The 17,881-nt window shown below is 64.2% G+C and carries 16 protein-coding genes and 1 pseudogene; 9 read left to right on the top strand and 8 right to left on the bottom strand.

Annotated features, from left to right (window positions below; all coding sequences use genetic code 11):
• Window positions 1–217: transposase domain-containing protein (locus tag DBO86_RS14095; RefSeq protein WP_146173179.1), on the top strand; the 217-nt coding region annotated here is incomplete at its 5' end.
• Between the two features lie 96 nt (window positions 218–313).
• On the opposite strand, the gene DBO86_RS14090 is transcribed toward DBO86_RS14095, so the two are convergent.
• Window positions 314–1,678: a CYTH domain-containing protein gene (locus tag DBO86_RS14090; protein WP_108233984.1), complete on the bottom strand. Its 1,365-nt coding sequence runs from the start codon at window positions 1,676–1,678 to the stop codon at window positions 314–316.
• Window positions 1,679–1,790: 112 nt separating this feature from the next.
• On the opposite strand from DBO86_RS14090, the gene DBO86_RS14085 reads away from it, so the two are divergent.
• The 4 genes from DBO86_RS14085 (at window position 1,791) to argA (ending at window position 6,378) form a co-directional block, all read left to right on the top strand.
• Window positions 1,791–2,468, top strand: coding sequence for a TIGR00153 family protein (locus tag DBO86_RS14085; protein WP_108233983.1), 678 nt, complete (start codon window positions 1,791–1,793; stop codon window positions 2,466–2,468).
• Window positions 2,469–2,507: 39 nt separating this feature from the next.
• Entirely contained in the window at window positions 2,508–3,779 is a 1,272-nt protein-coding gene (locus DBO86_RS14080) for an inorganic phosphate transporter (RefSeq protein WP_108233982.1), read from the top strand.
• Between the two features lie 68 nt (window positions 3,780–3,847).
• Window positions 3,848–5,014, top strand: coding sequence for an acetylornithine deacetylase (argE, locus tag DBO86_RS14075; RefSeq protein ID WP_108233981.1), 1,167 nt, complete (start codon window positions 3,848–3,850; stop codon window positions 5,012–5,014).
• A gap of 65 nt (window positions 5,015–5,079) precedes the next feature.
• Complete coding sequence (gene argA / locus DBO86_RS14070; protein WP_108233980.1) at window positions 5,080–6,378, top strand: amino-acid N-acetyltransferase; 1,299 nt, start codon at window positions 5,080–5,082, stop codon at window positions 6,376–6,378.
• 163 nt (window positions 6,379–6,541) lie between these two features.
• On the opposite strand, the gene rmf is transcribed toward argA, so the two are convergent.
• The 4 genes from rmf to DBO86_RS14050 form a co-directional block, all read right to left on the bottom strand.
• A complete protein-coding gene (gene rmf, locus DBO86_RS14065) occupies window positions 6,542–6,733 on the bottom strand; it encodes a ribosome modulation factor (RefSeq protein WP_003458706.1) in 192 nt (63 codons plus the stop codon).
• Window positions 6,734–6,858: 125 nt separating this feature from the next.
• On the bottom strand, window positions 6,859–8,439 hold the full coding sequence (gene gshA / locus DBO86_RS14060) for a glutamate--cysteine ligase (RefSeq protein ID WP_108233979.1): 1,581 nt from the start codon (window positions 8,437–8,439) through the stop codon (window positions 6,859–6,861).
• Window positions 8,440–8,541: 102 nt separating this feature from the next.
• Window positions 8,542–8,937: a PaaI family thioesterase gene (locus DBO86_RS14055; protein ID WP_003458708.1), complete on the bottom strand. Its 396-nt coding sequence runs from the start codon at window positions 8,935–8,937 to the stop codon at window positions 8,542–8,544.
• A complete protein-coding gene (locus DBO86_RS14050; RefSeq protein ID WP_108233978.1) occupies window positions 8,934–11,261 on the bottom strand; it encodes a Tex family protein in 2,328 nt (775 codons plus the stop codon). The genes DBO86_RS14055 and DBO86_RS14050 overlap by 4 nt, the downstream gene beginning before the upstream one ends.
• A gap of 201 nt (window positions 11,262–11,462) precedes the next feature.
• Here DBO86_RS14050 and ompR point away from each other — a divergent pair, with 201 nt between their 5' ends.
• The 3 genes and pseudogenes from ompR to DBO86_RS27060 form a co-directional block, all read left to right on the top strand.
• Window positions 11,463–12,200, top strand: a complete 738-nt coding sequence (ompR, locus tag DBO86_RS14045) for an osmolarity response regulator transcription factor OmpR (protein WP_108233977.1) — start codon at window positions 11,463–11,465, stop codon at window positions 12,198–12,200.
• A 76-nt stretch (window positions 12,201–12,276) separates the two neighbouring features.
• Window positions 12,277–13,593 (top strand): ATP-binding protein, encoded by a 1,317-nt coding sequence (locus DBO86_RS14040; protein WP_108233976.1) that lies wholly within the window; start codon window positions 12,277–12,279, stop codon window positions 13,591–13,593.
• A gap of 54 nt (window positions 13,594–13,647) precedes the next feature.
• A pseudogene (locus tag DBO86_RS27060) lies at window positions 13,648–14,887 on the top strand (EAL domain-containing protein); the annotation flags it as partial.
• 23 nt (window positions 14,888–14,910) lie between these two features.
• Here the strand turns inward: DBO86_RS27060 and rimK are convergent.
• Both rimK and rimB read right to left on the bottom strand, forming a co-directional pair.
• On the bottom strand, window positions 14,911–15,816 hold the full coding sequence (gene rimK, locus DBO86_RS14025) for a 30S ribosomal protein S6--L-glutamate ligase (RefSeq protein ID WP_108233975.1): 906 nt from the start codon (window positions 15,814–15,816) through the stop codon (window positions 14,911–14,913).
• On the bottom strand, window positions 15,813–16,283 hold the full coding sequence (gene rimB, locus DBO86_RS14020; protein ID WP_108233974.1) for a retropepsin-like aspartic endopeptidase RimB: 471 nt from the start codon (window positions 16,281–16,283) through the stop codon (window positions 15,813–15,815). The genes rimK and rimB overlap by 4 nt, the downstream gene beginning before the upstream one ends.
• A gap of 113 nt (window positions 16,284–16,396) precedes the next feature.
• On the opposite strand from rimB, the gene DBO86_RS14015 reads away from it, so the two are divergent.
• Window positions 16,397–16,825 (top strand): RNA-binding S4 domain-containing protein, encoded by a 429-nt coding sequence (locus DBO86_RS14015; protein ID WP_017678397.1) that lies wholly within the window; start codon window positions 16,397–16,399, stop codon window positions 16,823–16,825.
• A gap of 84 nt (window positions 16,826–16,909) precedes the next feature.
• Here DBO86_RS14015 and DBO86_RS14010 read toward each other — a convergent pair whose 3' ends face one another.
• The gene (locus DBO86_RS14010; protein ID WP_003458716.1) at window positions 16,910–17,704 is read right to left on the bottom strand and encodes a phosphatase PAP2 family protein; all 795 of its coding nucleotides are present in this window, start codon (window positions 17,702–17,704) and stop codon (window positions 16,910–16,912) included.
• Window positions 17,705–17,881: the final 177 nt, after the last annotated feature.

The raw sequence follows: 17,881 nt of genomic DNA, 5'->3' as shown, positions 1-17,881 counted from the left end.
CATCGGCCGCAAGAACTGGCTGTTCAGCGACACGCCGAAAGGCGCTACCGCCAGCGCGCAGATCTACAGCCTGATCGAAACTGCCAAAGCCAACGGGCAAGAGCCTTACGCCTGGTTGCGCCACATCCTTGAACGCCTGTCAGCGGCGAGCCGCGTCGAGGATTACGAAGCGCTGCTGCCGTGGAACTGCTCGCCAGCTTCTGCCTCTGCTTCCTGAAAAAACCGTCCGCCAGGACGGGGTTTATGGAGCGGTTACGTTGTGCAGCGATCTGTAGGAGCGGCTTCAGCCGCGATTGTTGTGCCTGCCCAGCCGCTATTTCACCAACGCCTTCCAGGCCTTGAGGCTGCTCACGATCTGCGTCTGAGTCGCACGCAGTTGGCGCTGCTCGTCGTCCAGCTCCTGCTGAGCCAGTTCGTACAGCTTGTTCAGCTCGCCATACAGGCGGTCGACCTCGGGCACTTCCAGCACCCCACGGGCCAGGCGCAGCCAGACCAGCAGGCGCTCCAGGCGTGGCATCTGCTCGGCCAGGTCTTCCGGTTGCTGCTGGTAGCGGCGCAGTTGCAGGGCCGTGCCTTCTTCGTTCAGCAGGGTCGGCAGCCAGTTGCCCAGGGCTGCGTTACCCTGGCGATTGCCGCGATTGTTGCGCTCTGCCGTCCAGCTGCGTTGCAGCAGCCAATACGACATCTTCAGCGACAGCAGGCCCCAGCGGCAGCCATCCAGTTCGGCGGCGAACAGCGCGGGAGCGTTACGGCGCATGCTGTCGTCGTGCTGCCCGGCCGCCAGGCGCGGACGCCAATCGTCGAGCAGGGCGTCAAGTGCTTCGCGCAGTTCCCGCGAGCTGGCTCGCGGCGCTGCCTGACCGAGGCTGGCGAGCAGGGCGCGCAGGTCGATCAATTGCTCCAGCCATTGCTGCAACAGGCTCCAATGACCATTCCAGCGATACTGCTCGGCCAGGCGCTGGCTGGCGCCGAGCAGGTGCCAGGCGAGTGCGGCGAAAGCGTCGTCCAGGCTCATCTCGCCCTGCAGCTCGGGTGCTGGCAGGCTGAGGTTGTAGCTGCCAGCATCGAACAGACGATAGCCGCGTTCGGCCTTGCTGATGTCGCAAGGCATCAGCGGCAGTTCGGCGGCCAGCTCGCAGGCCAGCTCCAGCAGCGCGGCGGGTTCGCCCTGGCGCAGTTCCAACTCCAGCTCGCAAATCTCTTCTTCGCCCTCGCCAGCGATGACCTTGCCCAGGTCCAGCGCAGCCTCGATGACTACCTTGGCCTTGCCGCGGCCCCAGGCGATCTCGGCCTTCTCGCGGACGAAATCGGTGGTGAACAGCGGCTGCAGGGTTTTCTTGTCCAGTTCGGCCAGGCTGGCCGGCCAGCAACTGTCGTCGAGCTTTTTTAGGTCAAGTTTGGCCTTGCTCAGGTACCAGTCCCACTCGTTGCGTTCGGACAGGCCGGCGACGCTCTGGCCGCGGCTCTTCAGGGTCTGAATGAACTGCTCGCCGTCACGGCGCAGGCGCAGGGCGACCTTGGCGCTGGCCAGCTCGCGCTCCGGCGTGTCGTAATACTGATTGAACAGCTCGCCGCGTTGCCAGCCGCTCTTGTTGCGTTTCTTCAGCAGTGGGTGCTCGCGCAGGGCGGCCAGGGTGGCGCGACTGGCACGCAGTTTGATTTCGGTTTCTTTGACCATGGTGGAGACTTGATCGCCCTTTTTTAAAAATGTGACAGACCGATGACACGCGCTGGCGAATGACGAAGTCGCTCCCTATACTTGCGACCTTCTCAAAACAGGGGCTTACCCTATGCCTATCAATCCCTTTGTCAGCCTGTTCGGTCGTTCACCCATCGGCCCCATGCAACAGCATATCGCCAAGGCCCATGAGTGCGCGGCGAACCTGGTGCCTTTCTTCGAGGCCGTGATGGCCGAGGACTGGGCCAAGGTAGAACAGGTACAACAGGAGATGTCCCGCCTGGAGCACGAGGCCGACAAGCTGAAGAAAAGCGTGCGCCTGCACTTGCCCAAGAGCCTGTTTTTGCCGGTGCCGCGTTCGGATCTGCTCGAGCTGCTCAGTGTACAGGACAAAGTCGCCAACCGTGCCAAGGACATCGCCGGCCTCATGCTCGGTCGGCAGATGGCCATTCCGCAGCCGTTGCAGCCGCTGGTGCGTACCTACGTACAGCGCAGCGTAGACGCCAGCGCCCAGGCGCTGAAGGCGATGAACGAATTGGACGAACTGCTCGAGACCGGTTTTGCCGGCCGCGAAGCCGTGCTGGTGGAAAACCTGATCGAGGAGCTCGGTTCGATCGAAAACGATACCGATCGCCTGCAGATCGAGGTGCGCCGCAACCTGTTCAAGCTGGAGCAGGATCTTCCTCCGGTCGATGTGATGTTCCTCTATCAGATTATCGACTGGATCGGCGATGTCGCCGATCGTGCCCAGCGAGTGGGCAACCGTCTGGAACAACTGCTGGCGCGCTAAGCGCCAGTGTCCTTTCTGGGATCTACGGAAACTAACTTTATGTCTCTAATTGCGGACTACGGGCTGATTCTGCTCGTGCTTGCCTGCCTTTTCGGTTTTTTCATGGCCTGGGGTGTTGGGGCCAACGATGTAGCCAATGCTATGGGTACATCCGTTGGCTCGCGAGCATTGACCATCAAGCAGGCGATCATCATCGCCATGGTCTTCGAATTTGCCGGTGCCTACCTGGCCGGTGGTGAGGTGACCGAAACCATCAAGAATGGCATCGTCGATGCCAACATGATCAGCCCCAACCTCATGGTGCTGGGCATGATGTCGGCGCTGCTGGCTGCGGGAACCTGGCTGTTGGTCGCCTCGACGCGCGGCTGGCCGGTATCGACCACGCACACCATCGTTGGCGCAGTCATCGGCTTTGCCGCTGTGGGCGTATCCATGGATGCGGTGCACTGGGGCGGTGTCGGCCCCATCGTCGCCAGTTGGGTGGTCACGCCGATGCTGGCCGGGATCATCTCCTTCTGCCTGTTCGTCAGTGTGCAGAAGCTGATCATCGACACTGATAACCCCTTCCTGAATGCCAAGCGTTTCGTGCCGCTGTACATGTTCATTACCGGGTTCGTCATCTCGCTGATGACCATGACCAAGGGGCTCAAACACGTTGGTTTGAACCTCTCCAGTACCGAAGGCTTCATGCTGTCCATCGGTATCGGTGTGTTGGTGATGCTGATCGGTATCGCGCTGCTCAGCCGCATTCATGTCGACGCCGAAGCTGACAAGGCTTTCCACTTCTCCAGCGTGGAGAAGGTGTTCGCCATCCTGATGATCTTCACCGCCTGCTCCATGGCCTTCGCTCATGGCTCCAACGACGTGGCCAATGCCGTTGGCCCGCTGGCGGCCATCGTCGGTGTGATCCAGAGTGGCGGTGACCTGGCCGCTGGCGACAAGTCGCTGGTACCGGGCTGGATTCTGCTGCTGGGCGCGCTGGGCATCGTGGTCGGCCTGGCGACCTACGGCTACAAGGTAATCGCCACCATCGGCAAGGAAATCACCGAGCTGACCCCCAGCCGCGGCTTCGCCGCCGAACTGGCCGCTGCTACCACCGTGGTCAGCGCCTCGGGCCTGGGTCTGCCGGTATCCACCACCCACACTCTGGTCGGCGCCATTCTCGGTGTCGGCCTGGCGCGCGGCATCGGTGCGCTGAACCTGGGCATGATCGGCAAGATCTTCCTGTCCTGGATCATCACCCTGCCGGCCGGTGCGATCCTGTCGATCATCTTCTTCTTCATCCTGCGCGCGCTGTTCGGCGGGGTCTGATCCCGGCCTGACGGTTTCCCCTGAGGTTGGATGCCCCTATGATGGGGCTCTGACCCAGGAGATCGCCGATGCCCTTGCCGTCCTTTCGAGAGCAGTTCGCCGCGCTGATCGCAGCGCCCTCGGTGAGCTGCACCCAGCCCAACTGGGACCAGAGCAACGCGCCTGTCATCGAGCTGCTTGCCGCCTGGCTCGGTGACCTGGGCTTCACCTGCGAAACCCAGCAGATCGCCCCCGGCAAATTCAACCTGCTCGCCAGCTATGGCAGTGGCCCAGGTGGTCTTGTGCTGGCTGGGCACAGCGATACCGTGCCCTTCGATGCGGCCCTGTGGCAGACCGATCCGCTCAAGCTGAGCGAAGTGGGCGACCGCTGGGTGGGGCTGGGCAGTTGCGACATGAAGGGTTTTTTCGCCCTCGCCATCGAAGCCGTGCGGCCGCTGCTTGATCAGCCTTTCCAGCAACCGTTGCTGATCCTTGCTACTTGTGATGAAGAAAGCTCCATGGCTGGCGCCCGCGCCCTGGCCGAGGCCGGGCGGCCGCTTGGCCGTGCGGCGGTGATCGGCGAGCCGACCGGCCTCAAACCCATCCGCCTGCACAAGGGCGTGATGATGGAGCGTATCGATATTCTCGGGCGCAGCGGTCACAGCTCCGACCCGAGTCTCGGGCATAGCGCGCTGGAGGCCATGCAGGACGTGATGGGGGAGCTGCGTGGCCTGCGTGCGCAGTGGCAGCGCGAGTTCAACAATCCGCAGTTCAGCGTGCCGCAACCGACGCTCAACCTCGGCTGCATCCACGGGGGCGACAACCCCAACCGCATCTGCGGCCAGTGCGCGCTGGAGTTCGACCTGCGTCCGCTGCCGGGCATGGATCCTGAGCAACTGCGCGAGGCCATTCGCGGTAAGTTGCAGCCGCTGGCGCTCAAGCATCAGGTACGCATCGACTATGGTCCGCTGTTCCCCGAAGTGCCGTCATTCGAGCAGCGTGCCGATGCCGAGCTGGTACGTCTGGCCGAGCGGCTGACCGGGCACAGCGCGCAGGCGGTGGCATTCGGCACCGAGGCGCCTTATCTTCAGCGCCTTGGCTGCGAGACGCTGGTGCTCGGCCCCGGCGATATCGACTGTGCGCACCAGCCGGGGGAACACCTGGAGCTGGCCCGTATCGAACCAACTGTGGCGATACTGCGCCAACTGATCCAACACTACTGCCTGACCCGGAGTGACGACGTGCAGCGACGATGAGAGCGACTCTCTAACCGAACATGACGGCTATGCCCGTCCTACGTCTCGACGCTAATGGATTGCTCATGCACGACTACGTCAACTGGTTACGCCACGCATCGCCCTATATCAACGCCCATCGCGACTGCACCTTCGTGGTCATGTTGCCGGGCGAGGGTGTTGCCCATCCGAATTTCGCCAATATCGTCCACGACTTGGTGTTGCTGCACAGCCTCGGCGTGCGCCTGGTGCTGGTGCATGGCTCGCGCCCGCAGATAGAGGCGCGCCTCGCTGCCCGCGGCCTAACCCCGCATTACCATCGCGACCTGCGCATCACCGACGCACCGACCCTGGAATGCGTGATCGATGCCGTCGGCCAGCTGCGCATCGCCATCGAGGCGCGTCTGTCGATGGACATGGCGGCCTCGCCGATGCAGGGTTCGCGCCTGCGCCTGACCAGCGGTAACTTCGTCACCGCGCGGCCGATCGGTGTGGTCGATGGCGTCGACTACCACCACACCGGTGAAGTGCGGCGCATCGACCGCAAGGGTATCAACCGTCAGCTCGACGAGCGCAGCATCGTGCTGCTGTCGCCGCTGGGGTATTCGCCGACCGGGGAAATCTTCAATCTGGCCTGCGAGGACGTCGCCACTCGCGCCGCCATCGACCTAGGGGCGGACAAGCTGCTGCTGTTCGGCGCCGAGGATGGCCTGCTCGACGAAAACGGCAAGCTGGTGCGCGAACTGCGTCCGCAGCAGGTGCCGGCGCATCTGGCGCGCCTGGGCAGCAACTATCAGGGCGAGCTACTCGATGCCGCCGCCGAAGCCTGTCGCGGCGGCGTGAAGCGCAGCCACATCGTCAGCTATGCCACCGATGGTGCGCTGCTCAGCGAACTGTTCACCCGTACCGGCAACGGCACCCTGGTGGCCCAGGAGCAGTTCGAGTCCCTGCGCGAGGCGACCATCGAGGATGTCGGTGGGCTGATCGAGCTGATCAGCCCGCTGGAAGAGCAGGGGATTCTGGTGCGCCGTTCGCGCGAGGTGCTGGAGCGCGAGATCGAGCAGTTCAGCATCGTCGAGCGCGAAGGCCTGATCATCGCCTGCGCGGCACTTTATCCCATCGCCGATTCCGACTGTGGCGAGCTGGCCTGCCTGGCGGTCAATCCCGATTACCGCCATGGCGGCCGCGGCGACGAGTTGCTGGAACGCATCGAGGCCAGGGCGCGGGCGCAGGGGATCAAGACCCTGTTCGTGCTCACCACCCGCACCGCCCACTGGTTCCGCGAACGCGGCTTCGAGCCGAGCAGCGTCGAGCGCATGCCCACCGCGCGGGCATCGCTGTATAACTACCAGCGCAATTCGAAGGTGTTCGAGAAGGCGTTGTAGGCGAGGCGAGAGCAGGCTGCAATTGTAGGAGCGGATTTATCCGCGAGTTTCGCGGCTGAAGCCGCTCCTACACTGGAGCGATGCAGGAGGCCAAGGCCGAGCATGTAGCCGCGACGGGTTCACCGCTCGCGGCTAAAGCCCCTCCCACAATGCGTTCAGAGTGTCAGGCGCTGTGCTGCTGCAGGCGCATCTGCTCGAAGCCGTCGTCCCAGCCGGCCTCCCAGGCCGCAGCGGGGATTTCGTCAGGGTAGGGCTGGCGGGTCCTGGGTTGGTCAGTAAGGCCGGCCATATAACCTTGCTGGTAGGCCTTGGTCAGGCTTTCCAGGCTCCATTGCGGCGTGGCGTCATCGGCCATGGGCGCTGCTCGTCTATCGTCCTTTACCCGGCAATGCTAGCTGGCCGGGCGGCCAGGGGAGTGGCCGCCCATCCTGGCTTTTGCTCCGCTGGTTGGCTTTGTGACGCAGTCGACGGTTCTTCGCCCTACACGGCCAAAGCCAGAATGCTCGCCTGGTAGGCCGCGACGAAAGCATCGAAATCACCCTCGGGCTGCGCTTCAAGCTCTGCCTGCGCGGCCAGCGAGTCGTGGGCGGCCTGTTCGAAGGCTTGTTGCTGCTGCGCGCTGAGCGGTTGTCCGCGGAAGTATTCGGCGTGGCGCAGGCTCTGCTGCAGAGCGAACTCGGTGAAGCTCTTGCCCTGACGCAGAATCGCCAGCACCTGGGCCGATGGCGTCATTTCCACATCCGCGACCTTGGCTTGCTGCTGCGCCAACGCCTCGATATGCGTGCTGCTGCCTTGGCTGCGATCAAGCAGTTCGGCCAATGGCAGGATGCGTTCGAGCAGTTCGCTGGCCCAGACTTTGAGTTCTACCTGCTGGCTACCTTTCTGCAGGTGCAGGCCGGGACGACGACCTTCCTTGACCACCTTGAGGAAGTTGCTGGTGCAACTGCTGCACTCGCCGTTTTCCAGTAGCGGGCTGTCTTCCAGTGCGCAGAACAGCAGGAAGGCGTCGATGAAGCGCGCCTGCGCCACATCGATGCCCAGCGGCAGGAAGGGGTTGATGTCCAGGCAGCGCACTTCCACGTACTGCACGCCACGGCTCATCAGCGCCTGGATCGGGCGCTCGCCGCTGTAAGTGACGCGTTTCGGGCGGATACTCGAGTAGTACTCGTTCTCGATCTGCAGGATGTTGGTATTGAGTTGCAGCCACTCGTCGCCACGCTTGGTGCCGATCTCGACATAGGCCGGGTAGGGCGTGCCGACTGCCAGACGTAGGCTGTCGGTGTAGCTGGCCAGGTCGTTGTAGCAGGGGGTCAGGCCGGACTGCGCGCTGCTCTGGTAACCCAGGTCGCTCATGCGCAGGCTGGTGGCGTAGGGCAGGTACAGGGTGCTGGCGTCCAGTTCCTGAAGGTGGTGCGGACGGCCACGCATGAAGCCCTTGTCCAGCGCCGGCGAGGCACCGAACAGGTACATCAGCAGCCAGCTGTAGCGACGGAAGTTGCGGATCAATGCGATATAGCGGGCCGACTGATAGTCACGCGCACTCTGTTCGTTGCCTTCGCTCTGCTGTTGCAGCTGCCACAGCCCCTCGGGCAGGGAGAAGTTGTAGTGGATGCCGGCGATGCACTGCATGGTCTTGCCGTAACGCAGCGCCAGGCCTTTGCGATACACGTACTTGAGGCGGCCGATATTGGAGCTGCCGTAGCGGGCGATGGGAATGGTCTCCTCGTCCGGCAGGGCACAGGGCATCGACGGGCTCCACAGCAGCTCGCCATCGAGCTTGTCGTAGGCGAAGCGGTGGATGCTGTCCAGTTCGGCGAGGGTGGCGGCTGGATCTTTGGCGGTGCCGGTGATGAACTCCAGCAGCGACTCGGAATAATCGGTGGTGATCTGCGCATGGGTCAGCGCCGAGCCCAGCGCCTGCGGGTGCGGGGTCAGGGCCAGCTGGCCGTCGTGATTGACGCGCAGGCATTCGCGCTCGATGCCGTGCAGACACTCACCCAGCAGGGACAGGTTGGCCGGCTCGCCGAGCTGAGCCAGGCGGCGGGAGAGAAGATCGCTCAAGATGCAATTCCTAACTGGGCAGTCGCCTTAATATGGGGATCGTCCCTGCACTCTGCAAGGGGCAAACGATTTGCCAGATTAGACCAGACCGAGCGCAGGCGATTACACGCAGGCGAAGGTGCCTTGCGCCTTGGCGACCAGCTTGTCGCCCTGCAGCACTTCGGCTTCCACCACCTGGGTACGGCGACCGGCGTGCAGCACCTTGGCGTGGCACAGCACGCTGCCTTCGGATACCGGGCGGATGTAGTTGATCTTGCACTCCAGAGTCACGCTGCTCGGGCCGCCATCGCCCAGGCTATGGCTGGCCTGGCCCATGGCGGTGTCGATCAGCGAGAACAGCGCACCGCCGTGCAGCTTGCCGTGCAGGTTGCGCAGCTCGTCGGTGAGGGTCAAGCGCACGCGCGCCTCGCCGCCGCCGACCTGGAGAATTTCCAGGCCGAGCAGGCGGGAAAAGGCGCTGCTGGCGCCTACGTTGTCGGTGTTGTCGGTCATATTCATTTCTTCAACTGCTTGGCGTTGGCGAACAGGGCGGCCATGCCGCCGGTGGCAGGTGCCGGTTTGTCCTGGCTGGAATGGCGTTCACTGCGTGGGCCATTGCCGCCGCGGTTGCCAGCGCGTGACTGGCCGCCACGCGCGCCCTCGACTTTCTCGCCGGGGGTGTCGCCCATGCGCATGGACAGGGCGATACGGCTACGCGGTATGTCCACTTCCATCACCTTGACCTTGACCACGTCGCCGGCCTTGACCGCCTCGTGCGGGTCCTTGATGAACTTCTCCGACAGCGCGCTGATGTGCACCAGGCCGTCCTGATGCACGCCGATATCGACGAAGGCGCCGAAGTTGGTGACGTTGGTCACCACGCCTTCGAGCACCATGCCCAGCTTGAGGTCATTGAGGGTTTCCACGCCTTCCTGGAACTCGGCGGTCTTGAACTCCGGGCGCGGGTCGCGGCCGGGCTTGTCCAGCTCCTTGAGAATGTCGCCGACGGTGACCAGGCCGAAGCGCTCATCGGTGAACTTGGCCGGATCGAGGCGCTTGAGGAATCCCGAGTCGCCGATCAGCGAGCGGATGTCGCGGCCGGTGTCCTGGGCGATGCGCTCGACCAGCGGGTAGGTTTCCGGGTGCACCGCGGAGGCGTCCAGCGGGTTGTCGCCGTTCATCACGCGGAGGAAGCCGGCGGCCTGTTCGAAGGTCTTCTCGCCCAGGCGCGGCACCTTCTTCAGCTCGGCGCGGGTCTTGAACGCACCGTTCTGGTCGCGGTGGGCGACGATATTCTGCGCCAGGGTCGCATTCAGCCCGGAGATGCGTGCCAGCAGGGCGGCAGAGGCGGTGTTGACGTCCACGCCGACGGCGTTCACGCAGTCCTCGACCACGGCGTCCAGGCTGCGCGCCAGCTTGAGCTGCGACACGTCGTGCTGATACTGGCCGACGCCGATGGATTTCGGGTCGATCTTCACCAACTCGGCCAGCGGGTCCTGCAGGCGGCGGGCGATGGATACGGCGCCGCGCAGGGACACGTCGAGATCGGGGAATTCGCGGGCGGCCAGCTCCGAGGCCGAGTACACCGAGGCGCCGGCCTCGGAGACCATCACCTTGGTCAGTTTCAGGCCCGGTACTTTCTTGATCAGTTCGGCGGCCAGCTTGTCGGTCTCGCGGCTGGCGGTGCCGTTGCCGATGGAGATCAGGTCGACGCCATGCTTGGCGCAGAGTTTGGCGAGGATGGCCAGGGTGCCGTCCCAGTCGTTGCGCGGCGCGTGCGGGTAGACGGTGGCGGTTTCCAGCACCTTGCCGGTGGCATCGACCACGGCCACCTTGCAGCCAGTGCGCAGACCCGGGTCGAGCGCCAGGGTGGCACGCGGGCCAGCCGGGGCGGCCAGCAGCAGGTCGTGCAGGTTGCGGGCGAACACGGCAATCGCCTCGTCCTCGGCCTTTTCGCGCAGCTCGCCGAGCAGGTCGGTTTCCAGGTGGTTGTACAGCTTGACCTTCCAGGTCCAGCGCACCACCTCGGCCAGCCACTTGTCGGCGGCACGGCCTTGCGCGCTGATACCGAAGCGCTCGCCGATCATCAGCTCGCACGGATGCATGGCGCCGGGCAGCTCTTCGCCGACCTTCAGGCTGGCGCTGAGAATGCCTTCGTTACGCCCGCGGAAGATCGCCAGCGCACGGTGCGACGGCACGCCCTTGAGCGGCTCGTCATGCTCGAAGTAATCGCTGAACTTGGCGCCTTCGTTTTCCTTGCCCGGCACCAGGCGGGCGCTGAGGGTGGCGTTGTCCTTGAGGAAGCTGCGTAGCTTGTCGAGCAGCGCGGCGTCTTCGGCGAAGCGCTCCATGAGAATGTACTTGGCACCTTCGAGCACGGCCTTGACGTCGGCGAAGCCTTTGTCGGCGTCGATGAAGCGCTCGGCTTCCTGCTCGGGCGTCAGGCTCGGATCGTTGAACAGTGCGTCGGCCAGCTCGCCAAGACCGGCTTCCAGGGCGATCTGGCCCTTGGTACGGCGCTTTTGCTTGTACGGCAGATACAGGTCTTCGAGGCGCGTCTTGGTGTCGGCCAGGTCGATCTCGCGCTTGAGTTCGGGGGTGAGCTTACCCTGCTCCTCGATGCTGGCGAGGATCGCCACGCGGCGTTCGTCCAGCTCGCGCAGGTAGCGCAGACGCTCTTCCAGGTGGCGCAACTGGGTGTCGTCGAGGCTGCCGGTCACCTCTTTACGGTAACGGGCGATGAAGGGCACGGTGGAGCCTTCGTCGAGCAGGGCCACGGCGGCGGCAACCTGTTGCGGGCGCACGCCCAGTTCATCGGCGATGCGGTTGTTGATACTGTCCATAAATAAAGCTACCCACTGAAGCGACAGGGCGGCCGCAAAGATGCTGGCCAGAGACGAAAACGGCGCATTATAAACACCGCATTCGCGAGCGCTGCGAACCGTTGGAGAAAAATCTGCTAACAATGGCTGAAGCGCCCAACCATGCGCCTGAGCGATAATGCCGCCACTTGCCGTCCACAGTACGGCTGCCAAGGAGACGCCATGACCCAGTCCGCTGCCCCTGTTGCCGAAGGCGAGAAGATTCTCATCGTCGACGACGACGCCCGCCTGCGCCGCCTGCTCGAGCGCTTCTTCGATGAGCAGGGCTATCGCGTGCGCGCGGTGGAAAACGTCGAGCAGATGGATCGTCTGCTGGCCCGCGAGCTGTTCAATCTGGTGGTGCTCGACCTGATGCTGCCGGGTGAAGACGGCCTGTCCGCCTGCCGCCGCCTGCGTGAGGCCGGCAATCAAATGCCGATCATCATGCTCACCGCCAAGGGTGACGAAGGCAGCCGCATCCAGGGGCTGGAGCTGGGCGCCGACGATTACCTGGCCAAGCCCTTCAACCCTCGCGAACTGCTGGCGCGGATCAAGGCCGTACTGCGCCGTCAGGCACCGGTGGTACCGGGCGCGCCGGGCACCGAAGACGAAAGTGTGACCTTCGGTGAGTACGAGCTGTCGCTGGCCACCCGCGAGCTGAAGAAGGGCGATGAGGTGCACATGCTCACCACCGGTGAGTTCGCCGTGCTCAAGGCGCTGGTGCAGCACGCGCGCGAGCCGCTGACCCGCGACAAGCTGATGAACCTGGCCCGTGGCCGCGAGTGGGATGCGCTGGAGCGTTCCATCGACGTGCAGATCAGCCGCCTGCGTCGCCTGATCGAGCCGGACCCGTCCAAGCCGCGCTATATCCAGACTGTCTGGGGTGTGGGCTACGTGTTCGTGCCCGACGGCAACAAGTGACATGTAGGAGCGGGCGCTGCTCGCGAAAACGTTGTTTCGATTCGCGAGCTGTGCTCGCTCCTACGGTTGTGTATTGATGAAAGCCCCCTACTGGTTCCCGCAAAGCTTCTTCGCCCGCACCCTCTGGCTGGTGCTCGTGGTCGTACTGTTCTCCAAGGCGCTGACTCTGGTGTACCTGATGATGAACGAGGACGTGCTGGTCGACCGCCAGTACAGCCACGGTGCGGCGCTGACCTTGCGCGCCTACTGGGCGGCCAACCCCGAGGATCGCGACCACATCGCCCAGGCCGCCGGGCTCAAGCGCATCCCGCGGGACAAGGTGCCGGCCAGCGAGCAGCACTGGCCCTACAGCGAGATCTTCCAGCGGCAGATGCAGACCGAGCTCGGCCCCGATACCGAAACCCGCGTGCGTGCGACCACGCCGCCAGCGCTGTGGGTGCGGGCGCCGAGTCTCGGCGATGGCTGGGTGCGGGTGCCGATGTACCCGCACCCGCTGCGTGGCCAGCGGATCTGGAGCGTGCTCGGCTGGTTCCTCGGCATCGGCCTGCTGTCCACGGCCGCCGCCTGGATCTTCGTGCGCCAGCTCAACGCGCCGCTCAAGCGCCTGGTCTATGCCGCTCGCCAGCTCGGCCAGGGGCGCAGCGTGCGCCTGCCGGTGGGTGATACGCCGAGCGAGATGACCGAGGTGTACCGCGCCTTCAACCAGATGGCCGAGGATGTCGAGCAGGCTGCCCGCGAGCGTGAGCTGATGCTGGCTGGCGTCTCGCATGATCTGCGCACGCCGCTGACGCGCCTGCGCCTGGCCCTGGAATTCATGGACCACGATTCCGAGCTGACCGAGGACATGGTGCGCGATATCGAGGACATGGACGCCATTCTCGATCAGTTCCTCGCCTTCATCCGTGATGGTCGCGGCGAGCCGGTGGAGGAAGCCGACTTCCCCGAGCTGGTGCGTGAAACCCTGGCACCCTATAACCAGGGCAACGAGCGTGTGCGCCTGTGCCTGGAAGCGATTCCACCGTTTCCGCTGCGTCGGGTATCGATCAAGCGGCTGCTCACCAATCTGGTGGAGAACGCCCTCAATCACGGTGGTGGCGATGCCGTCGAGGTGGTAGCCAGCCTGGCAGGTGATCACAGCGCGCCCTATGTGGTGCTGAGCGTGCTGGACCGTGGCAACGGTATCGATCCGGCCGAGCTGGACAGCATCTTCAACCCCTTCATTCGCGGTGATCGGGCGCGTGGCGGGCGCGGCACCGGCCTTGGTCTGGCCATAGTCCGGCGTATCGCCGCGCTGCACGGTGGCAGCGTCGAGTTGCGCAATCGCAGTGGTGGCGGCCTGGAGGCGCGGGTGCGTTTGCCGCTTGGCCTGCTCTTGCCGCGCGACGCGGTATAGCCGAACGTTCAATTACCGCGCTCGAGTGCTGGCGATATGCTGTCAGGCATTCGGGCGCCGCTCTATGCCCTGCCGGAAACCGCAGCCGTTGCCCTGGGCTGGTGGCTGTTACGGCGCCAGCCTTTCGATCCTGGCCTGATCTGCTGCGGTTCTTGGCCTTCGCGGTGTTGCTGCCGAGTGCCTTGGTAGCGTTCGGCTTGCAGGGCACTCTTTGCCTGACGGGGTTTCAGGGCAGTGGACGCAGGGCGGTCTGGCGATCTGGTTGAGCAACACCACCAATATGCTGCCCTGACGGCACCCTGGCTGGCGCTCTGTACGCCGTTGCTGCATGCGCGTGGCTGGCTCCGCGAGCCTGAGCATCAGTCGCTCGCCAGGCGGCTGGCTGTTAGCGACGGACGCATTTGTCCTGCTGATGCTGCTCAGTGCCCGTCTGCCGACGCAGCTCGTCCTGCTCCTGCTGGGCCTGAGCATGTTGGTTCTGGCGCTGCACCACGCCTTTGCCGGGGCGTTGTACGGCGTGCTGCTGGTGTGCGCCGTCACGCTGCCGCTGGCGCTGTGGCGCGACAGTCCGGGCTTTGGCGAGCTGGATGTGCAGCGCAACCAGTTGGACTTCACGGTCGTGCTGCTGATGCTGGCGACTCTGCTGGTCGGGCGTGCGCTGGGCGATCTGCGTCAGGCGCTGGCGCGCAGCGCGCAGATGCAGCAGCAACTGGCCCGGGCCAACCTGGCGATGGAGGCCAGCCCCCTGGGCATGACCATTGCCGGCGCGCGCCAGGCCGATCTGCCGCTGGTCTACTGCAACGCCGCCTTCAGCCAGATCACCGGGTACAGCGCCGAGGAGGCGCTGGGGCGCAATTGTCGTTTCCTGCTCGGAGATGAGCGTACCCAGCCGGCGTTGCAGGCGCTGCGTAATGCCCAGCGTGACGGACGCAGCGGGCATGCCATCGGCAACATGCAACAGCTCAAGGCACAGGGCGTGCGCTTCGCCATCGACGATTTTGGTGCCGGCTACTCGTCGCTGACCTACCTCAAGCGCCTGCCGCTGGATCGTCTGAAGATCGACCGCAGCTTCGTCGCCGATCTGGATGGCGCTGCGAGCGGGCGCATGCTGGTGCAGACCATCCTGATGATCGCGCGCAACCTGGAGCTGGAGTGCGTGGCCGAAGGCATCGAGCACGACAGCCAGTTGGCGTTCCTGCGCGAGCAGCACTGCACCCTCGGCCAGGGTTACCTGTTTGGCCAGTCGATGAGCGAGAGGGCGTTTCTCACCTGGCTGCAGGCGCGGCAGCGCTGAGTGTTTTCAGCAGCAGGGCGCGCTCATCCGCGTCCCTTGGTGCGGGTCTGGCCGTGCTCGGCGTTCTTTTCCAGGTACTGAATGATCATCCCGGCGACGTCCTTGCCGGTGGTGGTCTCGATGCCCTCCAGGCCGGGTGAGGAGTTCACCTCCATCACCAGCGGGCCGTGGTTGGAGCGCAGGATGTCGACCCCGGCGACGTTCAGGCCCATGACCTTGGCCGCGCGCACGGCGGTCATGCGTTCTTCCGGGGTTATCTTGATCAGGCTGGCGCTGCCGCCACGGTGCAGGTTGGAGCGGAACTCGCCGGCCTTGGCCTGGCGCTTCATGGCTGCGATCACCTTGTCGCCGACCACGAAGCAGCGGATGTCGGCGCCGCCGGCTTCCTGAATGTATTCCTGGACCATGATGTCCTGCTTGAGGCCGAGGAAGGCCTCGATCACCGACTCGGCGGCTTTGTGCGTTTCGGCCAGCACCACGCCCATGCCCTGGGTGCCTTCCAGCACCTTGATCACCAGCGGTGCGCCGCCGACCATCTGGATCAGATCGGGAATGTCGTCCGGCGAGTGGGCGAAGCCGGTCACCGGCAGGCCGATGCCTTTGCGCGACAGCAGTTGCAGGGCGCGTAGCTTGTCGCGCGAGCGGCTGATGGCCACCGATTCGTTGAGCGGATAGACGCCCATCATCTCGAACTGGCGCAATACCGCACAGCCATAGAAGGTAACCGACGCGCCGATGCGCGGGATGACCGCCTCGAAACCTTCCAGCGCCTGGCCACGGTAGTGGATCTGCGGCTTGTGACTGGCGATGTTCATGTAGGCACGCAGGGTGTCGATCACCTGCATCTCATGGCCCCGTTGCTGGCCGGCCTCCACCAGACGGCGGGTGGAATACAGGCGCGGGTTGCGCGACAGCACGGCGATCTTCATGGGGCACCTGGAAGGGATGGGGGGAGGGCGGGTTTTTCCTGCACATAGCTCAGCGCCGGGTTGACCAGCCAGCAGCCGGTTATCAGTGCCTTGGAACCGAGCAGCACGCGATAGCGCATGGTCTTGCGACAGGCCAGAGTAAATTCCACCGGCCACAGACGATCGCCGAGGGCCAGGTGCGTGCGGATCACGTAGCGGCTCTGCGCCTGGCCGTTGGAGCTCTTGATGCGTTTGACCGAGACCATCTGCGCCTCGCAGCGATGACGGCGTTGCACCTGGGTGCCGAGGTAGGCGGTGAAACGCACCCAGTCCTCGCCGTCCTTCTGGAACGGCTGGATATCACTGGCGTGCAGGCTCGAGGTGCTGGCGCCGGTGTCGATCTTGGCACGCAGGCCGATGATGCCGAGCTCTGGCAGATTGATCCACTCACGTAGGCCGATCACGCTGAGCTGGTCGAAAGTCTTCAAGGTGAGAGTGTCCCCTGCGGCCGACAAAGCCTATGATTTCGCGCATTCTAGTTGCGTCGTGTGACAACTGCATCTGCCGTGCGTGCGAATACCAGAACCCTTCAGAGAGTGAGATGAGCGAAAAAGACGACGACAAGATCCGCCTGGACAAATGGCTGTGGGCGGCACGCTTCTTCAAGACGCGCGCCCTGTGCAAGGCGGCTATAGAAGGTGGCAAGGTCCATCATCGTGGCGAGCGCTGCAAGCCGGGCAAGGAACCGAAGATCGGCGACGAATACGTGCTGCGCACCGGTTTCGATGAACGCACCGTGGTCGTGCTGGCGCTATCCAGCGTCCGTCGCGGCGCGCCCGAGGCCCAACTGCTGTACCGCGAGACGGAAGAAAGTATCGCGCGCCGCGAGCAGGCTGCGGCGATGCGCAAGGCTGGCGCGGTGGGTATGCAGACCGATGGTCGGCCGAGCAAGAAGCAGCGCCGGCAGATCCATCAGTTCAACGAACAGCAGGAAGGTGGTCTGCGCCACCCCTGGGCGGATGAGGATTAGGCGCAAGCCTGTTGGAGCGAGCTCTGCTCGCGAATGCGAACGACGGTAAAGCTTCGCGAGCAGAGCTCGCTCCCACTTTCTCGTTCAACGTCCGCTGACGATGCTCATGCGGCCCAGCAGTGGCAGTTTGGCCAGGCGTGAGGTGATCGGCAGGGTAATCTTCTCCAGCCATTCGCTGGCGTGATAACCCAGTGGGGTGTAGCAGCTCCAGGCCAGGGCCAGCAGGCTGAGGAATACGCCGCCGACAAAGGCATCCGCCCCCCAGTGAGCACCGGCCACCAGGCGCGGCAGGATGCCGGTCACGGTAATGGCCCAGACCAGCAGCAGACGCCAGCCGCGGGCAAAGAAGCTCATGAAATAAGCCCAGATCAGCAGCACCGAGGCGTGGTCGCCGGGGAAGCTGCGGCTGGCGCTGTCCTTCAGGTCCCAGCGTTCTTCCCAGGCCGGGAACATCTCGGTCAGGCGCGCGCTGCCTTCTACTACCAGAGAAGGGCTGGCGTGCTGCCAGCCCATGTATTCGACCAGGTCGGCGAACAGCACGCGCATCAGCAGCATCACGATCAGGGCGACCAGAAAAGCGAACAGCGCCCGGCGTACCTGCGGCCCGGTGAATACCAGATCGGCCTTGAGCATGACCGCCAGCATCACCACGCCGACACCAGCATCGACCGGGCGCATGCTGCCGATGGCCCAGATATGGGCCCACAGGCCGCCGGCATGGACCGGGTCGTTGAGCAGTTTGAACAGCCACACATCGAAGACATTCCAAAGCTCGCGCGTGGGCTGCCACAGCCAACTGACGAGCAGCACGACGGCCACGACATGGCAGACCAGCATGGCGCGTGGTTGCCAGTGACGATTGATGAACGTGCTCGACATGGGAAATCCCTTTGCAGTTTTATGACAGGCCTGACCTCAGGCGCGCGGATGATAGGCAGTGCTGGCGCCTAAACAAGGGCGGCAGCACAGTCGTTCAGCCAAGGTTCAGCGGCTGATTCCTGCTGTGTGAACACGCTCACATGATGTTCGGGCCTTGGTTGTGCTGGCGTTTGTGCA

The sequence above is a fragment of the Ectopseudomonas oleovorans genome, from assembly GCF_003052605.1.
Classification (GTDB): domain Bacteria; phylum Pseudomonadota; class Gammaproteobacteria; order Pseudomonadales; family Pseudomonadaceae; genus Aquipseudomonas; species Aquipseudomonas oleovorans_A.
The sequence above is the reverse complement of the archived record's forward strand: the minus strand, read 5'-3'. Positions and strand labels throughout refer to the sequence as shown.